Raw genomic sequence first — 24050 nt, 5'->3', positions numbered from 1 at the left:
ACTTACCGTCCGTGCGATTCCTGCCAGCTGGCCAGCTCCGGAATGCGTCGGCGTCATCCTCGTGGCAATTGGGGGCATACCGCGGCGCTTCCACAAAAGCGTGGCCATTAGCAATTAGCTTAGGAGAGTGGTTCCGAGTATCTTCTCCCGTTCAAATTCGGCTTCGTCCCGCCCTCGCCGGCGCTCCGAAGCCGCGGACGATGTGCGCGCCCAACACACGCCGATCGCCGACGAGCTGACAGACGCATTGGCGCAATGGCGTCAGGATCTATCCACACTCACGGTGAATGAACCCACCGTTGCAGGAACCAACGAAGCAGCCCCACGCCTTGCGCTCGGACAGGCCCACCCCGGAGGTCTGGCGCAACTGTACGCAGAGCACCCCACGCGCTTGTCGAACCTCGTACGGGAAAAAAGCGCGTACGAGCGGGCACGCGAAAAAACGTTGACGGTGATACGACGCGCGCGCCAGCTGGCTGCGACGCACGGAATCGGCCCCATCCACCTGGCGATCGGACAGGCATCGTGGACAGATGCGGGGGTACGGCGAGGCTCCCCGGCATTGCTGCGACCAGTCACTGTTGAAGAAACTGATGACGGCGATATCGTCATTTCCCTGCGTGAGGGAGCATCGATTGGACCTAGCCTGTCGCAGGCATTTGAATCAGCTCATCTCAACGTGGACCCGCACGCGATCCTGGATGACGCAACGTCGCTGCATGGGTTTTCACCCACCCGTGCACTGGCGCAGCTACGCGATATCGGTGCCAGTCTGGAGCGCTTTGACCTGAGGGAAGGCCTGGTTCTCGGCATCTTTGAGCATCCGGCAAGTGTGCTGCTGCGCGAGTTTGACCACCAGCAGGACCTGGTGAACCACCCGATTATTCGAGCGCTGGCAGGCGATGAAGAAGCGGTCAGAGAAATCGGCCAGGAACTGCCTCGCGCGAACCCCGCGGATCGTGACCCGTGGGATGAAAAAGGCATCGGTGACCTGGCTCCTGCCCAGCAGGACATCGTCGAGGCAGTTGCTGACGGCGCATCCCTCATGATCGATATTCCGCACGGTGCGGACGATACCGCCGTGATTGCTGCCATCATGACAGATGCTGCGTCACGAGGGCGTTCCACCATGCATATTGCAGGATCCCCGTCGCGCACCACGCGAGTGGAAACGTATCTTGACCAGCACGGAGTCAGTGAAATCTCCGTGCGCGTCGATGGCAGTGCCCAGTCGGCGCAGATTGTGCGTGAGCGCCTCGAATTCGCCATGGCCGACACGTCCGATGTGATCACCGATCCCACGCAGATCGAAGCGGTGCGGACGCGACTGCGTCGCGTCCGGGAGGCCCTGTCATCACATACGACCTACCTCCATAAGCCGTTCGACCGTTTCGGCGTATCCGCCTACGATGCCCTACAGGTGTTGACAGATCTGACCAGCATGCACCCTGCTCCACGCACCCGCGTCAGGCTGCGCGAGGATGTCCTGCTAGACATTGCGCAGGATCAGGGACAGCGCGCCCGCACGCTGCTGCACCGAGCCAGCGGCCTGAATCTGTTCTCATCATTCACGCAGCGCGGCGCGTGGCGCGGAGCGGTCATCAACGCAGCGGAGCAGGTTCCCGATGTCTTGAAACGAGTCAGGAGGCTCGCCACCGAATCCCTGCCTGAGATGCGAGTGCAGATGGGCACGGTTGCCGGCGAAACGGGGCTTGTCCCTGCCACCAGCCTGACTCAGTGGGAAGCTCAGCTTCAAATGCTCGAAGGCGTGCGCGATGTCCTCGACGTGTTCGAGCCGGCCATTTTTGAACGCAGCGCAGCCGATATGGTGATTGCAACCGCGTCGAAGCAATGGCGTCGCTCGCACGGTATCTCCATGAAACATTCGCAGCGTCAGCGCCTGATCCGACAGGCACGCGATTATGTGCGGCCCGGACGTCACGTTGAAGACCTTCACCGTGAACTTCTGCTCGTGCAGGAGCGCCGTGATGTGTGGCGACAGCATTGTGATTCCGACGGTTGGCCCACACTGCCGCAACGCATGGATGAGATCATTGAGCTGGCCGCATCAGTGCGTGCTGACCTGAACCGTCTGGCGCCGATTCTTGGCACCTCTCACCCTGACCTTGCCCGTATGAATATGACCGATCTGGGCAGACTGCTCGATCGTCTGGCAGCAGATCCGGATGGTGCTCGCGAACTTCCGCAACGTGTCGCTGTTCTGAAGGAACTGGCTCAGATCGGACTGGATGACCTCGTCGCTGACCTCCGTAAACGTAGTGTCGTCGATGAGATGCTGGATAGTGAACTCGATCTGGCGTGGTGGGCATCCGTTCTTGGACTGATGCTGGCACAAGAACCCAAACTCGGCGGGTTCGACCCGACAAAACTTGAAGACCTCATTGTTGAAGGCCGCCGGCTGGACGAAGAACAAATCGAATCGCTGGCTCCGATTGCGCTCCAGCGTGCACGCCGATTGCGCCAGCAGGCTCTTGCCACGCGACCTGAACAGCACGCCGACTTGGTTGCCTCATTGAAAGCAGGTGCCAGCGGGACTGACCTCTTCGCGCGACACCTCCTGTCCTCGCACCTCATTCCGCTGGTGTTGACCGTCCCGACTCTGGTACCGCTCCTTGTGCCGCATGGACACCGCATTGACCTCGTTGTGCTCGATGATGTCGATAGCCTGCCGTTGGCAGAACTTATTCCCATCATCGCGCGTGCGCGACAGATCGTGGTGATCGCCGACCTGTCGACCAGCGGCACCGCTTCCGAGCAGTCGGATTCCAGCAAAACGCAGGGAGCCGTGAGCGCGCTCGCTCAGATTTTGCCTCACTCGCGTTTGAGCGTGCTGCCGGGTCATCTCAATGACCGTGTTGCCAAATTGGTGAGCCAATACGATTCAGCTCAAATGGGTATCCCGGTTCCCTGGAGCACGACCAGTTCACCGATCAAGGCGATCTGGCCCGATGGCTCAGGTATGCCTGCACCGGGTGTAGCTGCAGTCGAGTCGTCGGCCGCCGAAGTCCACGCAGTTGTCGAGCAGGTCATTTGCCACGCACTCGAGCACCCCGACCGCTCCCTTGCTGTGATCGCGCTCAATGAACGGCATGCCACACGTATCCGCGCCGCCCTCGAACGGGAAGTGGCATCGTCTCCGGGGCTGACATCCTTCTTTGATCCTGATGCTCTTGAACCTTTCGTCGTGGTGAGTCCCGAAGACGCGCGTGGCCTGAGCCGGGATCACATTATGCTCACGGTGGGCTACGCGAAGACACCACACGGTCGCGTCCTGCACGATTTTGGCCAGATCAGCGCTGCGTCGGGCCTGCCCGTCCTTATTGATGTGCTGCGCACGGTGCGTTCGGAACTGACCGTATTTTCGTCAATTCGTCCCGAGGAATTTGATCGCTCACGTGTCACGTCCGAGGGAGCCCACTTGCTGCTCGATCTGTTGGAAGTAGCTGAAGGGGCAGAAGAGGACGAAAGAGATGCAACATGGCCGACCCTGCAGGATGCCCCCGATCCGCTGCTGATCGACTTGGCTGAGCGGCTGTATTCACTTGGTCTGGAAGTGGTACCGAACGTGGGTGTGCCCGGAGGAATGCGTATTCCGCTGGCAATCGGTCATCCCGAAGTACCTGGTCGCCTGCTCGTCGCAGTGCTTACTGATGATGATGCATATGTCAACGAGCCTTCACTGCGGGTGCGCGATCGGATCTGGCCTAAACTCCTGGAGGCCCAGGGATGGAAAGTACGAACCGAACTGTCCATGGCAGTCTTCATTGATCCCGAACGCGAAACTGACGCGATTGTGCAGCTCGTCCTTGATGCAGTTGATGAGGCCAACGGGCCGGCAGCGCATATCACGGTGCCCGACATCATTGATATCGACGAGGCAGACTCCGATGACGCGCCTGGTCTGGATCGCTCACTGAACGCTGACGCCTCGTCCGAGCCAGTTAACGGTTCTTCAGAGTCTGATCGCGGTGCCCATTCCGGCGCGCCCGGCGCAGATGGTCAAACCGGCAGCATCACTGATGATGAGGATGCTGGTGGTACGCGCGTCGAGAGCGGGACGGAAGGCTCCGAAGGTGCGCGAGCACTGGACTCGCCATCACCGGCAATGAGCAGTGAGGATCGGGCTCGTGCCCGAGCTGACGAAATCGAGCTGGGACTGACCGCAGAGATTTCCCGAATCGATCTTGAAGCGGCGAAGGAATCGGCGGATGCTGACAAGCGTGGACCGCGACCAGCTATCGCCAAAGGCCTTCCTCTGGCCGCCTACGGTGATGATCAGCTCGATGAGCTGGCACACTGGGTGCGCGCTGATGGTGAGGAACGCACGGAAGACGAGCTGATTGATGAACTGCGTTTCGCTGTGGGGCTAACCCGTCGTGGAGCGCAAACCGATGCAGTGTTGCGTAACGTTGTCAGGCGTACCCAGCCAACTCAGGAATAGGCGATGGCAGAGCACTCCAGACGTCGGCGCGTCATACGCATCAGCCCGACTGATCAGCGGCTGATCGATGACGGCGTGGCACCCTCGTGGGACGAGAAAGTAACCTCACGTGACCGTGAACGCGAAGGAGCCCAGCGTCATAATGATCATGAAAATGACGCCAGGCTTCTTGACAATGTCCCGCCGCATTGGCAGGTACGATCCGATTCCTAGGTGATGGCCATCAGGCCGCCACCAGGGACAGAAGCGAGGTTAGCGTACCGATGGCGTTGAGCCATTGGTGGAGAGCAGGTCGCGAATTTCGACAAGCAGTTTTGCTTCATCGGTCAAAGCAGGCTCTTCGGCTTCATTCTGTTCGGTCTTCTTCTGACGACGCTCTGCCAGCTTATTCATGGGCATCACGATGCAGAAGTAGATGGCGAATGCGATGAGCAGGAAGTTGACAAGGGCAGTCAGAACGAGTCCTGGCTTGATCTCGGACGTGCCGATGGTGAACTTGAGGACGTCGTCAAAGTTCGGCTGGCCAAAGATGGCGCCAATCAGCGGATTGATCACGCCATCAACGAGGGCGGTCACAATCTGTGAAAACGCGGCGCCGATAATGACACCAACTGCCAGGTCGACGACGTTGCCTCTGGAAATGAATTCCTTGAATCCCTGGATCATGATCGTCTCCTTGAAAAATAGACAAAGGGGATTCTTACCCCGAAGGAGATCGTAATACGAGCGTGATGATGTCTGAGGTAACGTGCCCGACGATCCGCTCAGTTTCGTCTGCTTTCATGATGATCGATACCGATTGGGTGGGCGAATCGGCCAGTGGCCCCGAATCATGGTCGGAAATCGAGGCGATACGGATACCATCAGCAAGCAGGGTCGCCGGGCATTTTCGCTGTTCATCGGCGCAGAATGAGTCAGATGCCCACAGCTGCACCGTGTCTCCAGCCGACACTCGAGTCAGCTGATCGACAGGCAGCTCGATCGTGACTTGAGCCTCGTCATCTGCCAGAGCGCGAGAATCCGCAGATCCTGCCACATTCGATTCAGTCAGCACCGTCCCCGCCTCGATGTCGGCACCCACCCATCGAGGCGGGATATCCGCGTCAGCGCTCAGCGCATCTGCTGGCACCGCAGCCGGTGGCACTGCGACTGTGTGAACTGCGGAACTGCTCGCCATCCCAGATGTCAGACGGGCTGACGTGACGAGGACGTCAACCCCTGGGGGAGGCGGACGCAGATACATCAGTGTTCCGCACAAGGCCAGACACATACTCACAGCTACTGTGATACGGACGGCCCAGTTCCATCGTCGGATTCGTGTCAGATCATCCATACGGTCACCTCATCATGGGTGTGCACTCGCCCAAAGCGCAGTGGCTCCACTTGTGGATCGCGTGAGATTCACGTCGACAGTGTGGATAACACAGTTTCGACCCACTCCTGTGGATGCCGCCGCATTGTCAGGGCCACTGCGGCCGTTCTGTTGATCGAGGCAGATCACTGTACGATTGCCGTAGACTGACATAAGAAACACTGCGGCGAGCGGAACGCAGCAGAGGACCGGGGGTGGCATTGAATGGCACTGTTTGAGGTCGAAAACGGGCGCCTGGTGGCAGCACAGTTCGGCCATCCTGTTCAGGGGCCGATAGGCGAGGATGTGCTGGACTCGGTGCGCAACCAGGTATTGGAGATTGTCTCGCGCCCACTGTTTCCGATTACATGGCGAGACACCTCCCACCATCCTGACGCGGCCGGCACCCCTCGCCTGACTGCGTTGGACGCAACCGGCCAAGTGGTGTGCGTGGAAGTTACCTCACATCTGGATTCAGATCTGCTGATCGCCTCCCTTTCGCGACTGTCAGACTCGGCAGCATTGTCGTGGACTGACCTGGCACGCGAATATGCAGGCGGGGTGGAAGCATTCCGGACCGGATGGCTACGGTTCCGCGATTCCATGCCACCCACCATTTCAGCTGGCCCACGCCTCATCCTGGTGGTCGGATCCATCGACGACCAGGTGCGGCCCGCCCTGGATGTGCTCGCCTCCTCAGGTGTGGAAGTGCATGAACTGTCGATGCGGGCCCTGTCATCTGGCCGCATTTTCCTGGACGTTCAGACAGTGGGGCCACGCTTGTACGGGCACGTCCCGCATGTCCTCGTGTCGGACGCTCAGTCGCAGGCCACGATCGGCCCGGCCCCCTCGGCAGACAATGGGCTGTACGCGCGCGGCGAGACTTCGTGGGACCCATCAGAAGGGGACGAGGATTACCTGCGTGCTGATTTTGATGACGCCACTGCTCAGGAGGATCCCGAAACCGGCGCGATCAGCATTATCGCCCCGCATCTGCCGTCTCGATCCGAGCGACGTCATGCCAGGCACGCGCAGCAACGCCGCGACGACACTTCAGAAGCAGTATCCGTGAGCGCAGACGATGAAGCGCTCGAACTCGTTGCGCACATGGTGGGCGAACAGATCGCACTGGTACTGGATACTGAGCTGGCTACAGATACGCAGGTCAGCGAGGAGCGTGCCCACCTGACCGAACAGGGCGTGATCGTCGTGGCTGAAGCGGAGTTCTCCGACCCGACAGATGCGTTGGCAAGTCTGGGTCTGAGTGGAATTGACGGGTGGCACGCCTGGCATATCGACAATGCTGAAGGTCCGACGCTGGCAGAAGCGCTCGCAGAAATTCGCGCCGTTCGCTGAATGCCGCTCGAACGAGGGAACGCCTGACGTGTGCCCGACAGTGCTGCCGCAGTTCACTGCTACAGTGCGTGAGCCATGAACTCCAGCCAGGAATCCATCGTGTACCAGACGCGTTGACGAACATCAGGATCCGACAACACCAGGTCATGGCGCCCGTCAAAGCGCGCGATTGTCACCAAAGAACCCAGGTGGGCTGACCGCGTAGCCAACACATCGGCATCGAGCACCGTGTCAGAACGGAAAACTTCCGGGCTCCACTTCTCGTCAAAATAACTGTGCGTGGACATCATCGACAGAATCGGGCAGTCAATCGAGACAGAATGCTCGATCTTCTCGTGCCCCACCAGGATGGCATCGAGCCACTGAGCGTACACCGGGTAGCCTTCTGGGCGCTTCCATTCATGCAGGTAGTCCCACCCTGTGAAAGCAGGGTCGTCGTCAGGAAAATCACGCAGCTCTTCTGGCAGGTCGAAACCCGAAGTCGACCAGCCCTCCATGAGGGAACGGCCATAATGATCCGGCCCTGTTGATGCAGGAATTTCCCACAGGGGAGTGCGGGCAGCGATGCGACCAAGGACGGGTTGGACAGCCGAACGCACCACTGCAAGCGTCTGCATCTCCAGCCACGGCGAATTCAGAACCAGTCCATCGAGCGCTCCGGGGTGACGCCACGCCCATAAGGTTGCGATCAGGCCGCCCGTCGAATGTCCCATCACGATCAGCGGGCCGTCAGGGCATTCGCCGCGGATAATGTCGAGCGCCTCACCCATGTCCTCGTCATAGTCGTCAATATCGCTGATGAAGCCAATTGTTTGCCACGGGCGCAGTGATCTGCCGTACTTGCGTAGGTCCAGTGCGTAGAAGCGCCCGCCCAGCGCCGAAATATGGCGTGCGAGGTGCCGCTGGAAGTAATAGTCATTTCGGCCATGCAGGTACAGGACTGTCACGGGGTTCTCGAGGCGGATAATCGGCCGGTCGACTGAACGCAGGTCATCTGCGTTCGGGTCGTTTTCTGGATCGTGACGCACCAACGTTGCCACAACCGGGCCTTCATCGTCGGGCAGAAGATCGATGGTTCGTGACACAAATCCTTCGCCCAGCACGTCAGTGCGCCACTGGCCCGATGGCGGTGGCCCGTCTGTGCCCCACGGTGCCAGGGGATCCCGAACTACGGGTTCGTCCTGTTCAGTCAGTTCATCGCGATCGTTCAAATGCTCACTCACACTCCTACTGTATCGACTGGACCCATCGGTTTGATGCAGAGCCAGGCTCGTATTCCTCATGCCCGCCGCGATACCGATCAATGAATTCTCGGATCAGTCGTGCCACCTGATCACGTTCAATCAGGAAACCGTCATGACCGTGGTCGGAGTGCACCTCTCGATAGAACGCACCGCGCACGTTGTCCGCAATGTTCCACAACTCATTGGGATGGAACAGACGATCCGAATCAACGGCAATCACCAGCGTGCGGGCCGTCACTGAACGCAGCGCGTGCGCAATACCGCCACGATCCCGCCCCACGTCATGCGTCAACATGGCGTGGCATAGCGCGACGTAGGAGCCTGCATCGAAACGGTTGGCCAGCTTGGCACCGTGATGATCCAGGTATGACTGGATAGCCAGCCGGCCCCCCTCGAGCACATCTTCTTCATGCTGCGGGAACCTGCCGAAGCGTTCCTGCAGCTCCGGCGCACTGCGATACGTTGTGTGCGCAATCTGCCGGGCCAGCCCCAGTCCCTGCGCGGGAGGCGGCCCACCGTAATAGTCGCCTCCCTTCCACAGGGGATCGAGGCGGATTGCGCCCAGCTGACTGTGAATCCATGCCGCCTGATCAGCAGTTGTCTGCGCACCCGAGGCAACGACGATAAGGCGTTCGACGCGTTGCGGGTAGGTGATGGCCCACTCCAGCGCTCGGTGACCTCCCATCGACGCGCCGATCACGAGTGACCAGCGATCAATTCCCAGTGCGTCAGCCAGCCGCGCTTCGGCATGGACCTGGTCGCGAGTGGAGATGAGAGGGAAACGCGACCCCCACGGTGTGCCGTCGGGAGCAGGGGAGGAGGGGCCGGTGGACCCATGGCAGCCTCCGAGGATATTTGCAGCGACCACGAAGTGCTCGCGCGTGTCAATAGGAGATCCTTCCCCGACGATGCCCTCCCACCATCCTGGTGTCGGATCGTGGAATGAGGACGTCACGTGAGAATCACCGGTCAGTGCATGCAGGACCAGCACGGCGTTGGAGCGCTCCGCATTCAGGGTGCCCCACGTTTCGTATGCCAGATGTGCCTGTGGCAGTGCGTCTCCGTTTTCAAGACGCAGCGGCCCAATATCGCACAGGTGCCGCCCGCCAGGGCATGTCGGTTTGGATCTCATGTGTCACTCCTGTGTCTTTCGTGCACTCGACCCCTCGCCGCTCACCGCGTCAGCAGCTGCGAAACCTCGCTCCAGATCAGCGATGATGTCGTCGACGTTTTCAATGCCGACGGACAGGCGAATCGTGCCGCCCTCGATTCCTGACTTGCGCAGCTCCTCTTCCGTGAGTTGCGAGTGCGTGGTCGAGGCTGGGTGAATCACCAGAGTCTTTGCGTCGCCGATGTTGGCGACGGTGGGAATCAATTCGAGTGACTCAGCGAAGGTGCGCCCCGCATCGGCGCCACCTTTGATGACGAAGGAGAGCAAGCCACCGGCACCCCTCGGCGCATACTTGAGCTGCAACTGGTGGTAGGGCGAAGCGTCGAGGCCTGCGTAGTTGACCGATTCCACGTCTGCGTGTGCCTCCAGGTATCGGGCAATCGTCAGCGCGTTGTCGACGTGGCGTTCAACTCGCAGTGACAGTGTCTGGATGCCCTGCTCAATCAGGAACGTGTTGAGCGGGGAGAGCGTGAAACCGAAGTCACGCAGTCCGACGGTGCGGGCTCGAAGAATGAAGGACAGGTTCACGCCGAACTGCCCGTCTTTTCCGAGATCGCGCGCAAAGACTATGCCGTTGTAGCTGGCGTCGGGTTCATTGAAGTCGGGGTAGCGGGCAGGGTCTGATCCGAAGTCGAAGGTGCCGCCATCGACGATGACGCCTGCCACTGAGGTGCCGTGCCCACTGAAGTACTTCGTGGCCGAATGGATCACGATGTCGGCGCCCCATTCCAGTGGTCGCACGAGGTAAGGCGTGGCCACCGTGTTGTCCACAATCAGCGGAACTCCGACTCGGTGCGCTGCCTGCGCGACTGGCTCGATATCGAGGATGTCGCCCTTGGGGTTCGGGATCGTCTCGCCGTAAAATGCGACCGTCCTGTCATCGGCAAGTGCTTCCCACTGAGCCGGATCTGCGGGATCATCCACCCAGCGTGTTTCAATTCCCAAACGTCCCAGTGAGTTCTTCAGCAGGATGATCGATCCGCCGTACAGCGAGGGTGACGCCACGACGTTATTGCCTGCCTGAGCGATGTTGAGAATAGCCAGAGCTGCAGCTGATTGGCCCGAGGACACCAACAGTGCTCCCACGCCGCCTTCGAGCGAGGCGATACGGGCTTCGACGGCGTCGTTGGTGGGGTTCGTCAGACGGGAATAAATGGGGCCGAGTTCGCGCAGCGCAAAGCGGTTCGCTGCCTGTTCGGGTGTCTCGAAGGCGAAAGATGAGCTGTGAACAATGGGGAGGCTGGTTGCGCCCGTTTGAGGATCGCGATCCCATCCGGCGTGAATCTGGCGGGTTTCAAAAGCCCAGGTGCGTTCGATTTCGGTGCGGTCAGACATGAGTGTGCTCCTTTAATAGTGTCAAGAATCTTTGGGAGCGCGATGAGCTGGACTCACACTTGTGGTGTGGTGAATTGGTGAGCCAGTTGTCGACAAGTCAGTCTTTGACGCAATCAACAGATATCTGAAACTTGAAAACGAATGGCAGCGTCCAACGTCCCGCGCTAGATGAGGGCGGTGCTGCACAGCTGGTCGTGTGACGAGCGTGCAGTCAGTTGGACATTCGCATTCGTTGGAACATGTCCATCACAGTAAGAGATTCATCGTGATCATGCAAGATGAGGTCAGAGGCGTGTCCACGATGTGGATGGTGGGGTGTGCGGAAGATGAACGAGGGGGATGTGTCTGGTGTGACGAATGTGAAAACTGTGACTGATGTGAATAACGTGAAAAATGGTGAAATTGTTGCCAAAGTGTTCGACGATGGGCTAGCGTAAGTGCTATATGTCGTGCGCGATGTCCACATGGCGTGGGGGAGCGTGCGGGAAAAGTCAGAGTGTCATTAGGTGGATCAGGTGAAAAGACAGGTTTACGGTAAGGTGTTGAGCCGCTTTGGCCAGAAGGCTCCGCGTCGCGCATCTGGCCGATACGCACTGACCGCTCTATTCATGTCAGGTTTGCTTGCTGTCAGTGCCGGCGTTGCGATGCCGGCGTCATATGCAGATGACACGCCCTCTCAAGATGACATCAACCAGGCGCGTGCCGAAGCCGATGCCGCCAAGATGTCAGTGGGGCAGATCGAAGTCGAATTGGCCGCGGTCTCTCAGCGCGCTTCAGATGCCATGCGCAATGCGCAGATTGCCGGCGAAGAGCTCAACAAAGCACGCTTGGATCTTGATGCTGCAACTGCTGCGGCAAATAAAGCTCGCGATGATGCGAATAAGGCTCAGGCTGAGTTTGACAAAGGTCGTCAGGAGCTGGCTGCTATAGCGCAGACTGCCTACCGCTCTGAAGGTTCGTCTCTTGATGCCGCTGCAGCATATTTGCAGGCCGACGGATTGCGCTCCGTTGAGTTCAAACAGACGACACTCGATTCATTCGCCAATAATGCCGATACGAAGATGCAACGGGTGGCCGCCCTCGAAAAAGTAGCATCGGTGATGAAGGAATCGGCTGAATCTGCCGAACAGCGTCAGCAAAAGGCGACAAACGAGGTGCAGGAACGCACCGATGCTGCGCAAAATGCTGCCAACTCGGCGTTGGCTTCTCAGCAGGCCACTGAAGCGCGCCGCAGTGAACTTGTGGCTGAGCTGGCACGCAAGGAAAACACCACTGTTGAGCTGATTAATCAGCGTGAAGCCGAACTGGAACGTCGTCGCGTGGAAGCAGCGCGCAAGGCGGCCGAAGAAGAATCAGCTCGCCTGGCGGCTTTGGCTGCGCGCCAGGAAGAGGAAGCGGCTACTCAGGGTCGACAGGAAGAGACGTATACTCCGCCTTCGCGTGAGACGCGCCCAACGCCAACTCCTACGCCGACCCCAGTGCCGACTCCTGATCCGGCACCCGCACCGTCCTACGGCGGCAGCGGCGGAGCGCAGACAGCGGTCAACGCTGCGTATAGCTTCCTGGGCGTCCCCTACGTATGGGCTGGCGAATCATACGCCGGTGTGGACTGCTCCGGCCTGGTCATGCTGGCGTGGAGGCAGGCTGGCGTGTACCTGCCACACTACTCTGCCTCACAGTATGGATATGGCACCCGTATTCCGCTGAGCCAGCGTCAACCGGGCGATTTGCTCTTCTGGTCCAGAGACGGTTCACAAAGCGGTATTTACCACGTGGCGATCGCCCTTGGCGGCGACCAGATGATCGAAGCGCCGTATCCTGGCACCACGGTGCGCGTCACCAGCATCTATGGCTGGAGCGGTTCCCTGATGCCGTACGTCGTTCGCCTCTGAAACTGCCTGGTGAGCTAGTCGCTACTCGTGCGCGTGCTCGCCAGCTTCGGCTTGTCTGGCTCGCGCGTAGGAGCGACGGATTTCCTCCTCGGCGTCTTCACGGCCCACCCAGTGTGCGCCCTCGACCGACTTGCCGGGTTCGAGGTCCTTGTACACCTCGAAGAAGTGCTGAATTTCAAGACGATGGTATTCCGACACGTCTTCAATTTCTGTGCGCCACGACGCGCGTTGATCGGAAGCTGGAACACACAGAACCTTATCGTCGCCGCCCTTCTCGTCGCGCATGCGGAACATGCCCAAAGCGCGGCAGCGGATCACGCATCCCGGGAATGTGGGCTCTTCGAGCAACACCAATGCGTCCAGAGGGTCGCCGTCCTCGCCGAGCGTGTCATCAATGAAACCGTAATCATCGGGATAGCGGGTCGACGTGAACAGCATGCGATCCAGACGAATACGACCGGTCTCGTGATCAATCTCGTATTTATTACGATTGCCCTTCGGGATCTCAATCGTCACGTCGAATTCCATCAATTTGTGTTCCTCCTGAGTGGCCGTATCTGTCTCATCCGCCATTGTCCACTACTGTGGAGCCGTGGGTCGAGACCGACTCACCCAAGGCGAAGGAGACGCGCGTGCAACGTCGAACTATAGGTGCGATTGTATGCGCTTCACTATGCACTTTAGCGTGTGGGGCGTACGCAGTGGGCGATGTCTACGATGTCGTGCCGGGCCTCCTGACGATCTCCGCGCCTGTTCAGGCCGTCGCGCCACCAGATCTGGCATCCCAGTCGGGGCTGAACATTCCCGATGCCACCGGCCAGTCTGATGGCCAGTCATCGACTCTGAACATCACCGATTCTGCCTCAGCTCCCGCTCCCACCGCCGCGCAGATCCAGACCTTGTGGTCACCAGTTGCGCAGGCCGCGCAGGAGGGCAAATGGAAAGCGTGGGCAGTGGTGATGGATGCGCTGACAGGGGAGGTGCTGCTCGACGCTGACGGCACGGGCGTGCACGTGCCAGCCTCGACAACAAAAATCCTCACCGCAACGACAATCCTGACGCACATCGATGCGAACACCCGCCTGCGCACCGAAACCTTCCTGACCGACACAACACTGCACTTGTGGGGCGAGGGCGACCTGCTGCTGTCTTCTGACGAGGGCGACCCGACCGCCATCGATGGCCACGCAGGGCTGGCTGACCTGGCTCGCCAGACAGCAGACGGCCTGAAGGAACGCGGCGTCACCTCGGTGACCTTGAACTGGAACAACGACATTTTCGGCGGCCCGGCACGCCTGAGTGCGTGGACGACGCAGGAAGTGGCTTCCTACGAAGGTCAGGTCGGCGCATTCGCGATCGACCGCGGCGCCTACGGCTATGCGCGATTTGATCCCACCTTCGATCCTGGACGGGACGTTGCCACCACGTTCGCCGAGCACCTACGCGACGAAGGAATTACCGTCGAACTTGGATCTGACGGTGATTCCACACCGCCACCAACCGTCAGCTCATCCGACACCGCGTCGTCGGGAACCACTACAGCAGATGCACCCGCTCAGGCAAGCAAGTCCGATGAACTGGCAGTCGTGTATTCGGCGACGCTCGGGCAGCAGATTCGCACGATGCTGCACGACTCTGACAACACGCTGGCCGACCAACTGTGCAGAATCGCAGCGCGCCGGGCTGGATATGACGCGAGCTATACAGGGTCAACGCAGATGGTGTCCGATACGATCGCCACGATGGGAATTGACACAACCGGCCTGTCCCTTGAGGACTGCTCCGGCCTGTCGAGCAACGACCGCTTGACGGGGCACATTTTGGTCGACACGCTCCACGCGAGTATGACCTCCGAAAACTCTCAGGTGCGTGACGTCATTCGATTCCTACCGTGGGGAGGACTGGAAGGAACTGTTCGGGCACGCTTCCCCGACACCCCGGCAGGCGGGAACCTACAAGCCAAAACGGGATCCCTGTCTACTGTGTCCACGCTGGCAGGAGCGGTCAGCACTGCTGATGGTCGTCAGCTTCTGTTCGCCATCGGGCACGACAATGTTCCAAACGATGGTGCGTACTCCACTCGACCGATTCTGGACGACTTCGTAGCCGGCCTGGCCGCTCTTCGAGCTCAGTGATTCTGACGCCTCGCCTCGTCGGAAAATTGCATGCAGCCGGCACACATGCCGCACCTTTTAGCCAGCGCGCCGCCAGGTCGGTAGGATGACACCATGAATCGGACAGCACAATGGCACCGCTTGGGGCGCCTCATGTCCAGCGCGACCCTGGCCGGCCCGACCGTCAGCCATTCAGCTGCAGCGGCAACAGTAGGCAGACTACGCAGAGCAATTTCACGCACCAACCCCCTGCTTGCTGGCTTATCCAGCCTTCCCGAAGCTGCCGAGCACGTGGCCTCAGCGCCCGTGCTGATCGTGGATCGCCGCGCCGCCGTCCAAATCATTTCCCAGATCACTGACCAGTTTATTACCACCGGACTGGACCTGACTGACCAGGCCCCCTCATCGCGATCCTTCCTTGCATCGCCTCTGACTACCCTGAGCGAAATCGGCGTGCTCCGCACCGTTGCGCCGCACGTGAAAGGAATTTGGGACCCATTCGGACAGCGACGCATCTTCATCGCACCCTCCGTTCTTGAAGCCGCCCAGCGCGGCACACTCGACCACAAGGATTTCAGCTCATGGGTAGCGATCCGTGCCGGACTGTGGGGCATCCTCTTCTCAGCCGCACCCTGGCTGCGTGACGAGCTGTCAATCACTGCCGCGAAGTTCCCCTCGTCCACAGCGCAGCTGGCCCGATTGGTCATGATGATGGACGGGATCGTGCGCGCGCAGATGGAACAAATTTCTCCGCGCCAGATCTCCTCGGCACGCTGGATCCGCAACAATGCGCCTGAGTCTGCCGGCATGACTGGGTTGATGGAGCTGCGGCGCCTGGGCGCATCCGTGCGTTCCATTGAGGCAGAACGCCAGGGAGCGTTCTCCTTCGCCCGCCACGTCGTCCTCGATGGTCAGGTCGCCACACTGTTGTCTGACCGCTCCCATATGCCCACGCGCGAAGAGCTCGTCTCCTACGAATCGTGGCGCGACCGTGTCGTGTGAGTCCCGCGCCTCACAACTGGTTGGCTCGACCCCGACAGGTGCCGTCCGGCGATTGTCGCTGGCTACACGCCGCTGCCTGCAGCAGATCATGAACGAGGGCGTCCCGACCGCCGTTGTGGTTGGAGTATCCGGCGGACCAGACTCCCTGGCCTTGTTGGTAGTCGCCACCGATTTGTGCAGACGGTGGAATATCCCGGTAGCGGGTGTCTACGTTGATCACCGCATTCGGCCTGAATCCTCCAACGAGGCTCGCCATGTGTATGACGTGGTGCAGTCTGTGGGCGCACATCCGGCAATTATGGATGCTGACATGGAGGCGTATCGCGAAGGCGGACCAGAGGCTCGTGCACGTTCGGCGCGGCGGGACGCCCTCGTCCGCTATGCGACGCAATGGGCACGAGAAAGCGGCACGACAGCAGCGACGATTCTTCTCGGTCACACAATGGATGACCAGGCCGAGACAGTAATGCTGCGCCTGGCCCGCGGATCGGGTGCGCATTCTTTATCTGCTATGCGCAGGCGTGACCTGATGGAATGTGGTGGGGTAGCGATCACGTGGCTGCGGCCCCTGCTTGATCAGCGTCGCGCTGATACTCACCAGGTGTGTCGGGATCTGAAGCTCGCGTGGGTCGATGATCCGACCAATGCGGTCGATGGGCCGTGGCGTGCATCTGATGGCAGTGCGCTGCGTCGTGCTGCAGTGCGCCAGTGGGCACTGCCTGCTCTGGAACGTGCGCTGGGAGTTGATCCGATTCCGGCGCTTGCGCGAAGCGCCGACATGCTCGGAGAAGATGACGCCTATCTCAGCGCACAGGCCGGCGACCTGTTCGATGCGTGTGTGCGCGAAAGCGAGGGAGCTCGAGACGGACGCTCGTCGGAAGCTGAGGGCGTCCGGGGTGCAGAACGCGGGCAGGTAGATGCCTGTGAGCAGTCAGAGGACAATGACAGTGCTCGCGGCAAAGCTTCGCGTGGCCGCGGGCGACACTGGATCGTTGACTGCACCAAGCTGGCAGACCTGGCAGCTCCTATCCGCAGGCGCGTTCTGCACCGACTCCTGGCCCAGGTGTCGAACTCACCAGGTTCCGTCTCTTCTGTCCACGTCAGGCAGCTTGACGAGATGGCGCTTAGCGGCGCTCACGGGACCCGTATCGACGTGCCGGGTGGGCACGCGAGGGTGGAGCGGTCCGGACCTCGTCGATCGATGCGACGCCTGATCGTGGAACGTGCCGAGTGAAGGCGAATCGCCATCACCGCTGGGGTGGTGCAGCAAGTTAGCCGATAGCGAGACTGCCCACGTTGAGTGTCACCTTGGGTGCGAAATGTGGCACTCTTGGACTATTAGTCGTGTAACCGAGAGGAAGACTAGGCGCGTGGACGCTCAAGACATGGGTGAAGACCTCGAGAAGGTTCTCTTAACCGAGCAGCAGATCAGCGACAGGCTCGAGGAAATGGCGGCGCAGATTGACGCCGACTATGAGGGCGAAGAGATCTTGATGGTTGGTGTGCTGCGCGGCGCCATCATGGTGATGGCGGACCTGTCACGCAAGATTCACTGCCCCCTCGAAATGGACTGGATGGCAGTGTCGTCATACGGTTCCGGTACTCGATCATCGGGTGTGGTGCGGATCCTCAAAGACCTCGACACTGATGTTCACGGCCGTCACGTCCTCATCGTTGAAGACATCATCGACTCTGGACTGACACTGTCGTGGCTCAAGGACAACCTGGAGACGCGAGGAGCGGCCTCGGTGAAAATCGCAACCCTTTTGCGCAAGCCGGACGCGGTGAAAGTCGATGTCGATGTGACATATGTGGGATTCGATATTCCCAACGAGTTCGTCGTGGGATACGGACTCGACTTTGCTGAAAGCTACCGCCACCTGCCCTTCGTCGGCACCCTCGCACCTCACGTGTACGGCGGGACCGAACGGCACTGAGGCCGCGCGCGACCATCACGGAACTGACAAGAATATTCGGTAAAGGCAACTGCAGTGGCTGAAAAGAAAAAGAAGAAAATCAACTGGCTGTACGTGATCATCCCCGTGCTCGCGGTCATCATCCTTGCCTCCATGCTCGGAAGACTTTTCGGACCGTCAACTGTTGACACCTCTGAAGGGCTGAAGATCCTTGAAGGCAACACTGTTGAACGCGTCGTGGTCAATGACTCGACCCAGCAGGTCAACCTCACGTTGTCCGAGCCGTACACGCACAAGGCAGTGGACGAGATGGACCGCGAGCGCAACCTCGGGACCCAAATCTCCTTTACCTACGTGCGCGCCCAGGCTGATGACATCTTGTCAACGGTGAAGGATCTGGAGCCGATGAAGGGATGGAACGCGTACTACCCGCAGCCCAGCGCCTGGATGACGATGCTGCAGCTCTTCTTGCCGGTCCTGCTGATTTTCGCTCTGATCTGGTTCTTCGCATCACGCATGATGGGCACACGCATGATGGGCAGTTTCGGCCAGTCCCGCGTGCGCGAAATCAACCAGGAACGCCCTGATATCACATTTGATGATGTGGCCGGTGAAGATGAAGCCGTTGAGGAACTTGAAGAGATCCGTGAGTTCCTGGTCGCACCAGAAAAGTTCCATAAGGTCGGTGCGAAAATTCCGCGTGGCGTCATGCTGTACGGGCCTCCCGGAACAGGTAAGACACTGCTTGCCAAGGCAGTTGCCGGCGAGGCCAACGTGCCGTTCTTCTCCATTGCAGGCTCGGAGTTCATGGAACTGTATGTCGGCATGGGTGCCAAGCGTGTGCGCGACCTGTTTGATAAAGCCAAAGAATCGGCTCCTGCCATCGTTTTCGTCGACGAGATTGATGCAGTTGGGCGTCATCGCGGCTCTGGCATTGGCGGTGGAAACGATGAACGTGAGCAGACGCTGAACCAGCTGCTGGTTGAGCTCGACGGCTTCGATGAACGCACCAACGTCATCTTGATTGCCGCGACGAACCGACCTGACGTCCTCGACCCTGCCTTGCTGCGTCCGGGGCGTTTTGATCGCCAGATCGCAGTGGAGGCACCGGATCTGAAGGGCCGCGCTGCAATTCTGAAGGTTCACTCTCACGGCAAGCCGATGACGAACGATGTGGATCTGCAGCAGATCGCCAAACGCACCCCCGGTTTCACCGGCGCTGACCTGGCGAACGTGCTCAACGAGGCCGCATTGCTGACGGCCCGCTCGAATGCGGACCTCATTGACAATCGCGCGATCGACGAGGCCATTGACCGCGTCATCGCCGGCCCGCAAAAGCGCACCCGAGTGATGAATGATCACGATAAGGCAGTCACTGCCTACCATGAGGGTGGCCACGCGCTGTGCGCGGCGGCACTGCGCTATACGGATCCGGTGACAAAGGTGACGATCCTGCCGCGTGGACGCGCACTGGGCTACACGATGGTGATGCCGACTGAGGACCGTTTCAACAAGACACGCAACCAGCTGCTTGACGACCTCGTGTACTCGATGGGTGGCCGCGTTGCTGAAGAGTTGGTATTCCGTGACCCCTCGACAGGTGCCGCCAACGACATTGAGAAGGCAACGCAGTCCGCGCGTTCGATGGTGACGGATTACGGCATGTCGGATCGTGTCGGCCTGGTCAAACTCGGCCAGTCCAACACGGACCCGTTCGTGGGTCGCGAGATGGGACGAGGTGAAGGACGCGACGTGTCCGAAACACTGGCGGGCATCATTGACGAGGAAGTGCGCCGGCTCCTGGATGACGCGACGCGTGAAGCGTGGCAGATCCTGACGAAGAACCGTCACGTCCTTGACGACCTGGCGCAGCGCCTGCTCGACGAGGAAACTCTCAACGAAAAGGAGCTGGCTCAGATCTTCGAACCTGTCATCAAGCAGCCGGAGCGAGAAGTCTGGAACTACCAGGCGGACGCTGCGATTGAAGGTGCCCGTTTTGGTGATCCGATCGGCGTGAACACCGAGGAGCCGCCCACCCAGCAGGCTCCCACCCTCGCCCCTGATACTCACGGTGAGCCTGCCTCGTCAACCCCGACGCCGGGGTCGACCACTGCGGGTGAACCCGTGGCACCACCCTCGACGGGCCCAGCAGCCGGCCCAGAGGCGGGGACGCAGCACTGATGTATGACCAAGCTGGTGTCGAACAGGCAATTCGTGACCTTCTGGTGGCGATTGGGGAGGACCCAGAGCGTGACGGGTTGAAAGACACACCTGCACGCATGGGCCGCTCCTTTAGGGAACTGGTCGGCGGCCTGGCTGAAGATCCGCGTGAGCACTTGCGCACGACCTTCACAACCGGGACGAATGAAATGGTGCTCGTCCGTGACATTGAGTTCTTCTCACTGTGCGAGCACCACCTGCTGCCCTTCCACGGCAAGGCCCACGTCGGCTACATCCCCTCTGACGGCACAGTCACCGGATTGTCGAAGCTGGCACGCCTTGTCGAGGGGTACGCACGCCGACCCCAGGTGCAGGAACGCCTGACAAGTCAAATTGCCGACGCAATGGTGGAGATCCTGCACCCGCAGGGCGTCACCGTCATCCTCGAGGCCGAACACATGTGTATGACAATGCGCGGAGTTTCCAAGCCGGGCTGCTCCACCGTGACATCAGCGATGCGCGGCGTCATGAACAATGCCGCCACCCGCTCAGAGATGATGGCGCTGGTCATGAGGGGGCGGCCATGACTGAAACCGGGCGCACTCCTTTACTTCCAGATGGGATGACACTTCCGAGCGACCGCACCCTCGTCATGGGGATCCTCAACGTCACGCCCGACTCTTTTTCAGATGGCGGCCAGTGGAACGACACCGACCGTGCTCTCGATCATGCACACGCTATGCTCAACGCTGGCGCAGACCTCATCGACGTGGGGGGAGAATCAACACGGCCGCACTCTCAGCGCATCTCAGCTGACGAAGAATGGGACCGCATCGGCTCGGTCATTACTGCTTTGGCCGCCGAGGGGGTCGTTGTCTCCGTGGATACACTCCACGCCGCAACTGCCAGGCGTGCCGGCGAGGCGGGGGCAGCCATTATCAACGACGTGTCGGGAGGCTGTTTCGACCCGGATATGAATGACGTTGTGGCCAGCACCGGCTGCGCGTATATCGTCCAGCACTGGAGAGGCCTGCCGGGTACCACTGGTGAATCATTCGACTACACCAATGTGGTCGAGGACGTTATCGCTGAAACGTGCGCACAGATCGACAAGGCTGTGGCTGCAGGGGTGGCACCCGAGCGAATCATCTTCGATCCAGGTTTAGGATTCTCATTGACGAACGAGCAATCATGGCTCATCGTCGACCATATGGAGCGCTTGAACGAATCCGGCTATCCTGTGCTCATCGGAGCGTCGCGCAAGCGTTTCCTTGCCCACTCACATCCAGACGGGCCGGACGCAGCTACCCTTGAGGTGACGCGTCAGGCGATTGAGGCGAATATGTGGGCGGTGCGCGTGCATCACGTGGACGATCATGCCACGATGGTTCGAAGCACTTGCCGCTAGGAGGAGAGATGGCACGGAAGCTGGACATCATCACCTTACGAGGCTTGAGCGCAGCCGGACGGCACGGAGTATTCGACTCCGAACGCGAATCAGAACAGCCTTTCCACGTTGACATCTCCCTGTGGGTAGACACCACTGAAGCAGCCCACTCCGACGACATCGACCAGACAGTGTCCTACGCGGACATAGCTGAAGAAGCAGTCGCCGTTTTGTCCGGGCCTTCCGTGTCCCTGCTCGAAACACTGGCGCAGCGCGTAGCCGATGCCGCTTTGGCGCATCCGCGCGTCGAAGGCGTGGAAGTGACCGTCCATAAGCCGATGGCACCGCTGGCCCAGCAATTCTCGGATGTCCTTGTCACGATTCGCCGCGGCACGTGCGATGAGGCACCGCTGCATGTCGAAACGTTGCAGCGAGCTGATGAAGCTGAGGATGCTCGCGGCCCCCTCGAAAAATCCAGTCCGACCTTGCCGCCCCTGCCACCGGTGACCGCATCGTTGGTGCAGCGTCCGGTAGCTGACAACGCCTCCGCGGTACGTGAGCATCCGGGCGAGGCTAAGACAGCCGGCAGCTCTGACAGGAGAGTGGACTACGCGATAGTGCTGCCACCGCGTCGCACCTCCACTCACCAGCCTCACGGACTGGATGATGCCGCGCAAGCTCGTCACGTTGTCCTTGCTTTGGGCGGCAACGAAGGCAATGCGCCCGTCACGCTGGCCGCCGCCGTCGGCAAGCTCATTGACTTGGACGGTTTTGAAGTTGATAACGTGTCGCCGCTGCTGCGTACTCAGGCAGTCATTGACGAGGGGACAGCCCCGCAGCGCGATTACTGGAATGCCGTTGTGCTTGGACGCACGACGCTCGACGCTGAAGAGCTGCTCTTACGGTGCCAGGGCTTCGAAGCCGAGTTGGGCAGAGTGCGCCACGAACACTGGGGGCCGCGCACAGTGGACATCGACATCGTCACCGTGGAAGGCACGACGTGCCATACACCCACGCTGACCCTGCCTCATCCATACGTACATCAGCGCGCGTTTGTCCTTGTTCCCTGGAATATGGCCGATCCGCTTGCAGAACTGGTGGATGCGCACGGCAATGCCACATCCGTTGCTCAACTCGCATTAGCTGCACCGGATCGCAACGGAATACGCGATGCGGTGACAGACTGGTTGGACGATCCAGCCAGCGTCATGGACGAATCGGATCGTGTCCTTGCCTCACAGGTGGATGAACCGCTGTCGAAACTTGATCTGTTGCCACCGGAATCCAAGATCGGGCTGCGTCCCAGCGAATCCGGTACGGATGTCCTGTGGCGCAATCTGTGGAAACAGTGGCAAAGCTCGCCCCTCGACAATTCTGAACGCCATGAACAGGCCGAAGCGCCTGCCCAAGCGTCAAGCGACGTGCCCACCGACGTGTCAGCCGACGCTTTACCAACGCCGCCTGCGCCCAGTGACGCAGCAAGGCGCGAGCAGGACGACGTGCCCGCTGAAGCGCCAGTCGACGAGCCAGCCGACCTGCCGGCCGACCAGCCAATCAACGAGTCAGCCGATGAGCCGCTTGCCGCCGACGAACCAGTGGCCGGGTCGCAGCAGGGCGGATACGAATTGCCGGAGCCACCCGTTGCCTCCACGCGTGAGGATATGTCGGACACATCGGAGATCATGATCCCTTCATCCCTGCTTCGGCACCGCTCTGTACGGTGGGTGCCTGTGCGTTCGGAGCACAACTCAGGCGAGGGGGAGCGCGCCCACACCGACGCTGAATCTGACCCTGATGCCGGCGCCGATGATCCTGTGCCTGAGGGTGATACTCGTGGTAGACGAGGCGCAGCCTCTCGGAGTACGAGCCGACGCGGGAAGGCGCATGTTCCTGCGCTGCCGGACTGGAATTTCCAGTCTTCCTCCCCGGCGCGCATTATCGACGATGCGGACGAGGCACCCGTGCGGCGCCGTTCAATCCTCGATCCACATATCGCTGACCAGTTCCCACATGGGCCACTGCCAGACGATGAGACAACGACCACTTCGGTGGTGCGTGGACGAACAGTGCGACCGACGGTGACGGGGCATATCCCTGTCATCAGGCGCGATGAGGGACAGGCTCAATGAAACCTGTGTCAGTCGCTCACCTCATCGTTATCGCTGTGGTTTCGGCTGTATGTGGTGCGGTGGTCAACTCCCTGCTCATCCAACGTGGGCTCTCACCCCTTCTGGTGTCCTACTTCCTGGCGATCCTGTATCTGCTGATCTCCGCACTACTGGGCTACTACGGTGTGTTGGTGCGTCGGTGGCGCGCACGCAAGAGTGACAGGATCGACGCACTGACCGCTGCTCGCGTGGCCGTCACAGCCCGCTCCTGCGCATATGTGGGGTCAGGTTCTGTGGGTATTTTTGTTGGCATCCTTCTGCCGTGCCTGGCGCGCATCGACGCACCCGCAATGCAGATGTGTGTGACGCGATCACTGGTCGCCGCAGTGGCGGCCTTGGTATTGACTGTGATCGCATTGATTGTTGAACGCTGGTGTGTTGTGGACATGTCAGATGACGACGATTCAAATCCGTCGCAGGCCTCACGGTCGGCAAGCCCCGCGTAGACGCACACCGAGCACTGCAAGCGCCGCGCAGGCACGCTCATGAGTG

Annotated in this window: 19 protein-coding genes; 13 read left to right on the top strand and 6 right to left on the bottom strand. The window is 60.2% G+C overall.

Going from position 1 to position 24050, the window contains the following annotated elements; translation table 11 throughout:
• Positions 1–127: 127 nt before the first annotated feature.
• Together BN3002_RS06850 and BN3002_RS06845 are read left to right on the top strand one after the other, a co-directional pair.
• Complete coding sequence (locus BN3002_RS06850; protein ID WP_074026206.1) at positions 128–4462, top strand: PDDEXK-like endonuclease domain-containing protein; 4335 nt, start codon at positions 128–130, stop codon at positions 4460–4462.
• A gap of 3 nt (positions 4463–4465) precedes the next feature.
• A complete protein-coding gene (locus BN3002_RS06845) occupies positions 4466–4675 on the top strand; it encodes a hypothetical protein (protein ID WP_058237235.1) in 210 nt (69 codons plus the stop codon).
• A gap of 39 nt (positions 4676–4714) precedes the next feature.
• On the opposite strand, the gene mscL is transcribed toward BN3002_RS06845, so the two are convergent.
• Together mscL and BN3002_RS06835 are read right to left on the bottom strand one after the other, a co-directional pair.
• Positions 4715–5128, bottom strand: coding sequence for a large conductance mechanosensitive channel protein MscL (gene mscL / locus BN3002_RS06840; RefSeq protein ID WP_058237234.1), 414 nt, complete (start codon positions 5126–5128; stop codon positions 4715–4717).
• Between the two features lie 34 nt (positions 5129–5162).
• Positions 5163–5795 carry a hypothetical protein gene (locus BN3002_RS06835; protein WP_058237233.1) on the bottom strand — a complete coding sequence of 211 codons (633 nt, stop codon included), beginning with the start codon at positions 5793–5795 and terminating at the stop codon, positions 5163–5165.
• A gap of 243 nt (positions 5796–6038) precedes the next feature.
• On the opposite strand from BN3002_RS06835, the gene BN3002_RS11420 reads away from it, so the two are divergent.
• The gene (locus BN3002_RS11420) at positions 6039–7169 is read left to right on the top strand and encodes a hypothetical protein (RefSeq protein ID WP_058237232.1); all 1131 of its coding nucleotides are present in this window, start codon (positions 6039–6041) and stop codon (positions 7167–7169) included.
• Between the two features lie 59 nt (positions 7170–7228).
• Here BN3002_RS11420 and BN3002_RS06825 read toward each other — a convergent pair whose 3' ends face one another.
• The 3 genes from BN3002_RS06825 to BN3002_RS06815 are packed head-to-tail and all read right to left on the bottom strand — an operon-like array spanning position 7229 to position 10919.
• Positions 7229–8392 (bottom strand): alpha/beta hydrolase, encoded by a 1164-nt coding sequence (locus tag BN3002_RS06825; protein WP_257525561.1) that lies wholly within the window; start codon positions 8390–8392, stop codon positions 7229–7231.
• A gap of 4 nt (positions 8393–8396) precedes the next feature.
• Complete coding sequence (gene metX, locus BN3002_RS06820; RefSeq protein ID WP_082628577.1) at positions 8397–9545, bottom strand: homoserine O-acetyltransferase MetX; 1149 nt, start codon at positions 9543–9545, stop codon at positions 8397–8399.
• A gap of 3 nt (positions 9546–9548) precedes the next feature.
• A complete protein-coding gene (locus BN3002_RS06815; protein WP_058237231.1) occupies positions 9549–10919 on the bottom strand; it encodes an O-acetylhomoserine aminocarboxypropyltransferase/cysteine synthase family protein in 1371 nt (456 codons plus the stop codon).
• A 515-nt stretch (positions 10920–11434) separates the two neighbouring features.
• Between BN3002_RS06815 and BN3002_RS06810 the strand changes: the two genes are divergently transcribed.
• Entirely contained in the window at positions 11435–12811 is a 1377-nt protein-coding gene (locus tag BN3002_RS06810; protein ID WP_257525560.1) for an NlpC/P60 family protein, read from the top strand.
• 21 nt (positions 12812–12832) lie between these two features.
• On the opposite strand, the gene BN3002_RS06805 is transcribed toward BN3002_RS06810, so the two are convergent.
• Positions 12833–13339, bottom strand: a complete 507-nt coding sequence (locus tag BN3002_RS06805) for an inorganic diphosphatase (RefSeq protein ID WP_058237230.1) — start codon at positions 13337–13339, stop codon at positions 12833–12835.
• A gap of 173 nt (positions 13340–13512) precedes the next feature.
• Between BN3002_RS06805 and dacB the strand changes: the two genes are divergently transcribed.
• The 9 genes from dacB to BN3002_RS06760 all read left to right on the top strand — a co-directional run bounded on the left by dacB (position 13513) and on the right by BN3002_RS06760 (position 24004).
• Complete coding sequence (gene dacB / locus BN3002_RS06800) at positions 13513–14946, top strand: D-alanyl-D-alanine carboxypeptidase/D-alanyl-D-alanine endopeptidase (protein ID WP_058237229.1); 1434 nt, start codon at positions 13513–13515, stop codon at positions 14944–14946.
• Between the two features lie 93 nt (positions 14947–15039).
• Positions 15040–15927: a zinc-dependent metalloprotease gene (locus tag BN3002_RS06795; RefSeq protein ID WP_082628576.1), complete on the top strand. Its 888-nt coding sequence runs from the start codon at positions 15040–15042 to the stop codon at positions 15925–15927.
• A complete protein-coding gene (gene tilS, locus BN3002_RS06790) occupies positions 15917–17161 on the top strand; it encodes a tRNA lysidine(34) synthetase TilS (RefSeq protein ID WP_058237227.1) in 1245 nt (414 codons plus the stop codon). The genes BN3002_RS06795 and tilS overlap by 11 nt, the downstream gene beginning before the upstream one ends.
• 136 nt (positions 17162–17297) lie before the next feature.
• Positions 17298–17864 carry a hypoxanthine phosphoribosyltransferase gene (gene hpt / locus BN3002_RS06785; protein ID WP_058237226.1) on the top strand — a complete coding sequence of 189 codons (567 nt, stop codon included), beginning with the start codon at positions 17298–17300 and terminating at the stop codon, positions 17862–17864.
• A 54-nt stretch (positions 17865–17918) separates the two neighbouring features.
• Entirely contained in the window at positions 17919–20024 is a 2106-nt protein-coding gene (ftsH, locus tag BN3002_RS06780; RefSeq protein WP_058237225.1) for an ATP-dependent zinc metalloprotease FtsH, read from the top strand.
• On the top strand, positions 20021–20590 hold the full coding sequence (gene folE / locus BN3002_RS06775) for a GTP cyclohydrolase I FolE (protein WP_058237224.1): 570 nt from the start codon (positions 20021–20023) through the stop codon (positions 20588–20590). The genes ftsH and folE overlap by 4 nt, the downstream gene beginning before the upstream one ends.
• Entirely contained in the window at positions 20587–21411 is an 825-nt protein-coding gene (gene folP, locus BN3002_RS06770) for a dihydropteroate synthase (RefSeq protein ID WP_058237223.1), read from the top strand. Before folE ends, folP begins: the two co-directional genes overlap by 4 nt.
• 8 nt (positions 21412–21419) lie before the next feature.
• Positions 21420–23519, top strand: a complete 2100-nt coding sequence (gene folB / locus BN3002_RS06765; RefSeq protein WP_058237222.1) for a dihydroneopterin aldolase — start codon at positions 21420–21422, stop codon at positions 23517–23519.
• Entirely contained in the window at positions 23516–24004 is a 489-nt protein-coding gene (locus BN3002_RS06760) for a DUF3180 domain-containing protein (protein ID WP_058237221.1), read from the top strand. Before folB ends, BN3002_RS06760 begins: the two co-directional genes overlap by 4 nt.
• Positions 24005–24050: the final 46 nt, after the last annotated feature.

Origin of the sequence: Actinomyces ihuae (assembly GCF_001457875.1) — a bacterium.
GTDB classification, from domain to species: domain Bacteria; phylum Actinomycetota; class Actinomycetes; order Actinomycetales; family Actinomycetaceae; genus Pauljensenia; species Pauljensenia radingae_A.
The sequence above is the reverse complement of the archived record's forward strand: the minus strand, read 5'-3'. Positions and strand labels throughout refer to the sequence as shown.

Bases quoted from the DNA above. Each gene is read 5' to 3' on its own strand.
- BN3002_RS06845 (WP_058237235.1), top strand. From the start codon at position 4,466: ATGGCAGAGCACTCCAGACGTCGGCGCGTCATACGCATCAGCCCGACT.
- mscL (WP_058237234.1), bottom strand. From the start codon at position 5,128: ATGATCCAGGGATTCAAGGAATTCATTTCCAGAGGCAACGTCGTCGAC.
- BN3002_RS06835 (WP_058237233.1), bottom strand. From the start codon at position 5,795: ATGGATGATCTGACACGAATCCGACGATGGAACTGGGCCGTCCGTATC.
- BN3002_RS11420 (WP_058237232.1), top strand. From the start codon at position 6,039: ATGGCACTGTTTGAGGTCGAAAACGGGCGCCTGGTGGCAGCACAGTTC.
- metX (WP_082628577.1), bottom strand. From the start codon at position 9,545: ATGAGATCCAAACCGACATGCCCTGGCGGGCGGCACCTGTGCGATATT.
- BN3002_RS06815 (WP_058237231.1), bottom strand. From the start codon at position 10,919: ATGTCTGACCGCACCGAAATCGAACGCACCTGGGCTTTTGAAACCCGC.
- BN3002_RS06805 (WP_058237230.1), bottom strand. From the start codon at position 13,339: ATGGAATTCGACGTGACGATTGAGATCCCGAAGGGCAATCGTAATAAA.
- BN3002_RS06795 (WP_082628576.1), top strand. From the start codon at position 15,040: ATGAATCGGACAGCACAATGGCACCGCTTGGGGCGCCTCATGTCCAGC.
- folP (WP_058237223.1), top strand. From the start codon at position 20,587: ATGACTGAAACCGGGCGCACTCCTTTACTTCCAGATGGGATGACACTT.
- folB (WP_058237222.1), top strand. From the start codon at position 21,420: ATGGCACGGAAGCTGGACATCATCACCTTACGAGGCTTGAGCGCAGCC.
- BN3002_RS06760 (WP_058237221.1), top strand. From the start codon at position 23,516: ATGAAACCTGTGTCAGTCGCTCACCTCATCGTTATCGCTGTGGTTTCG.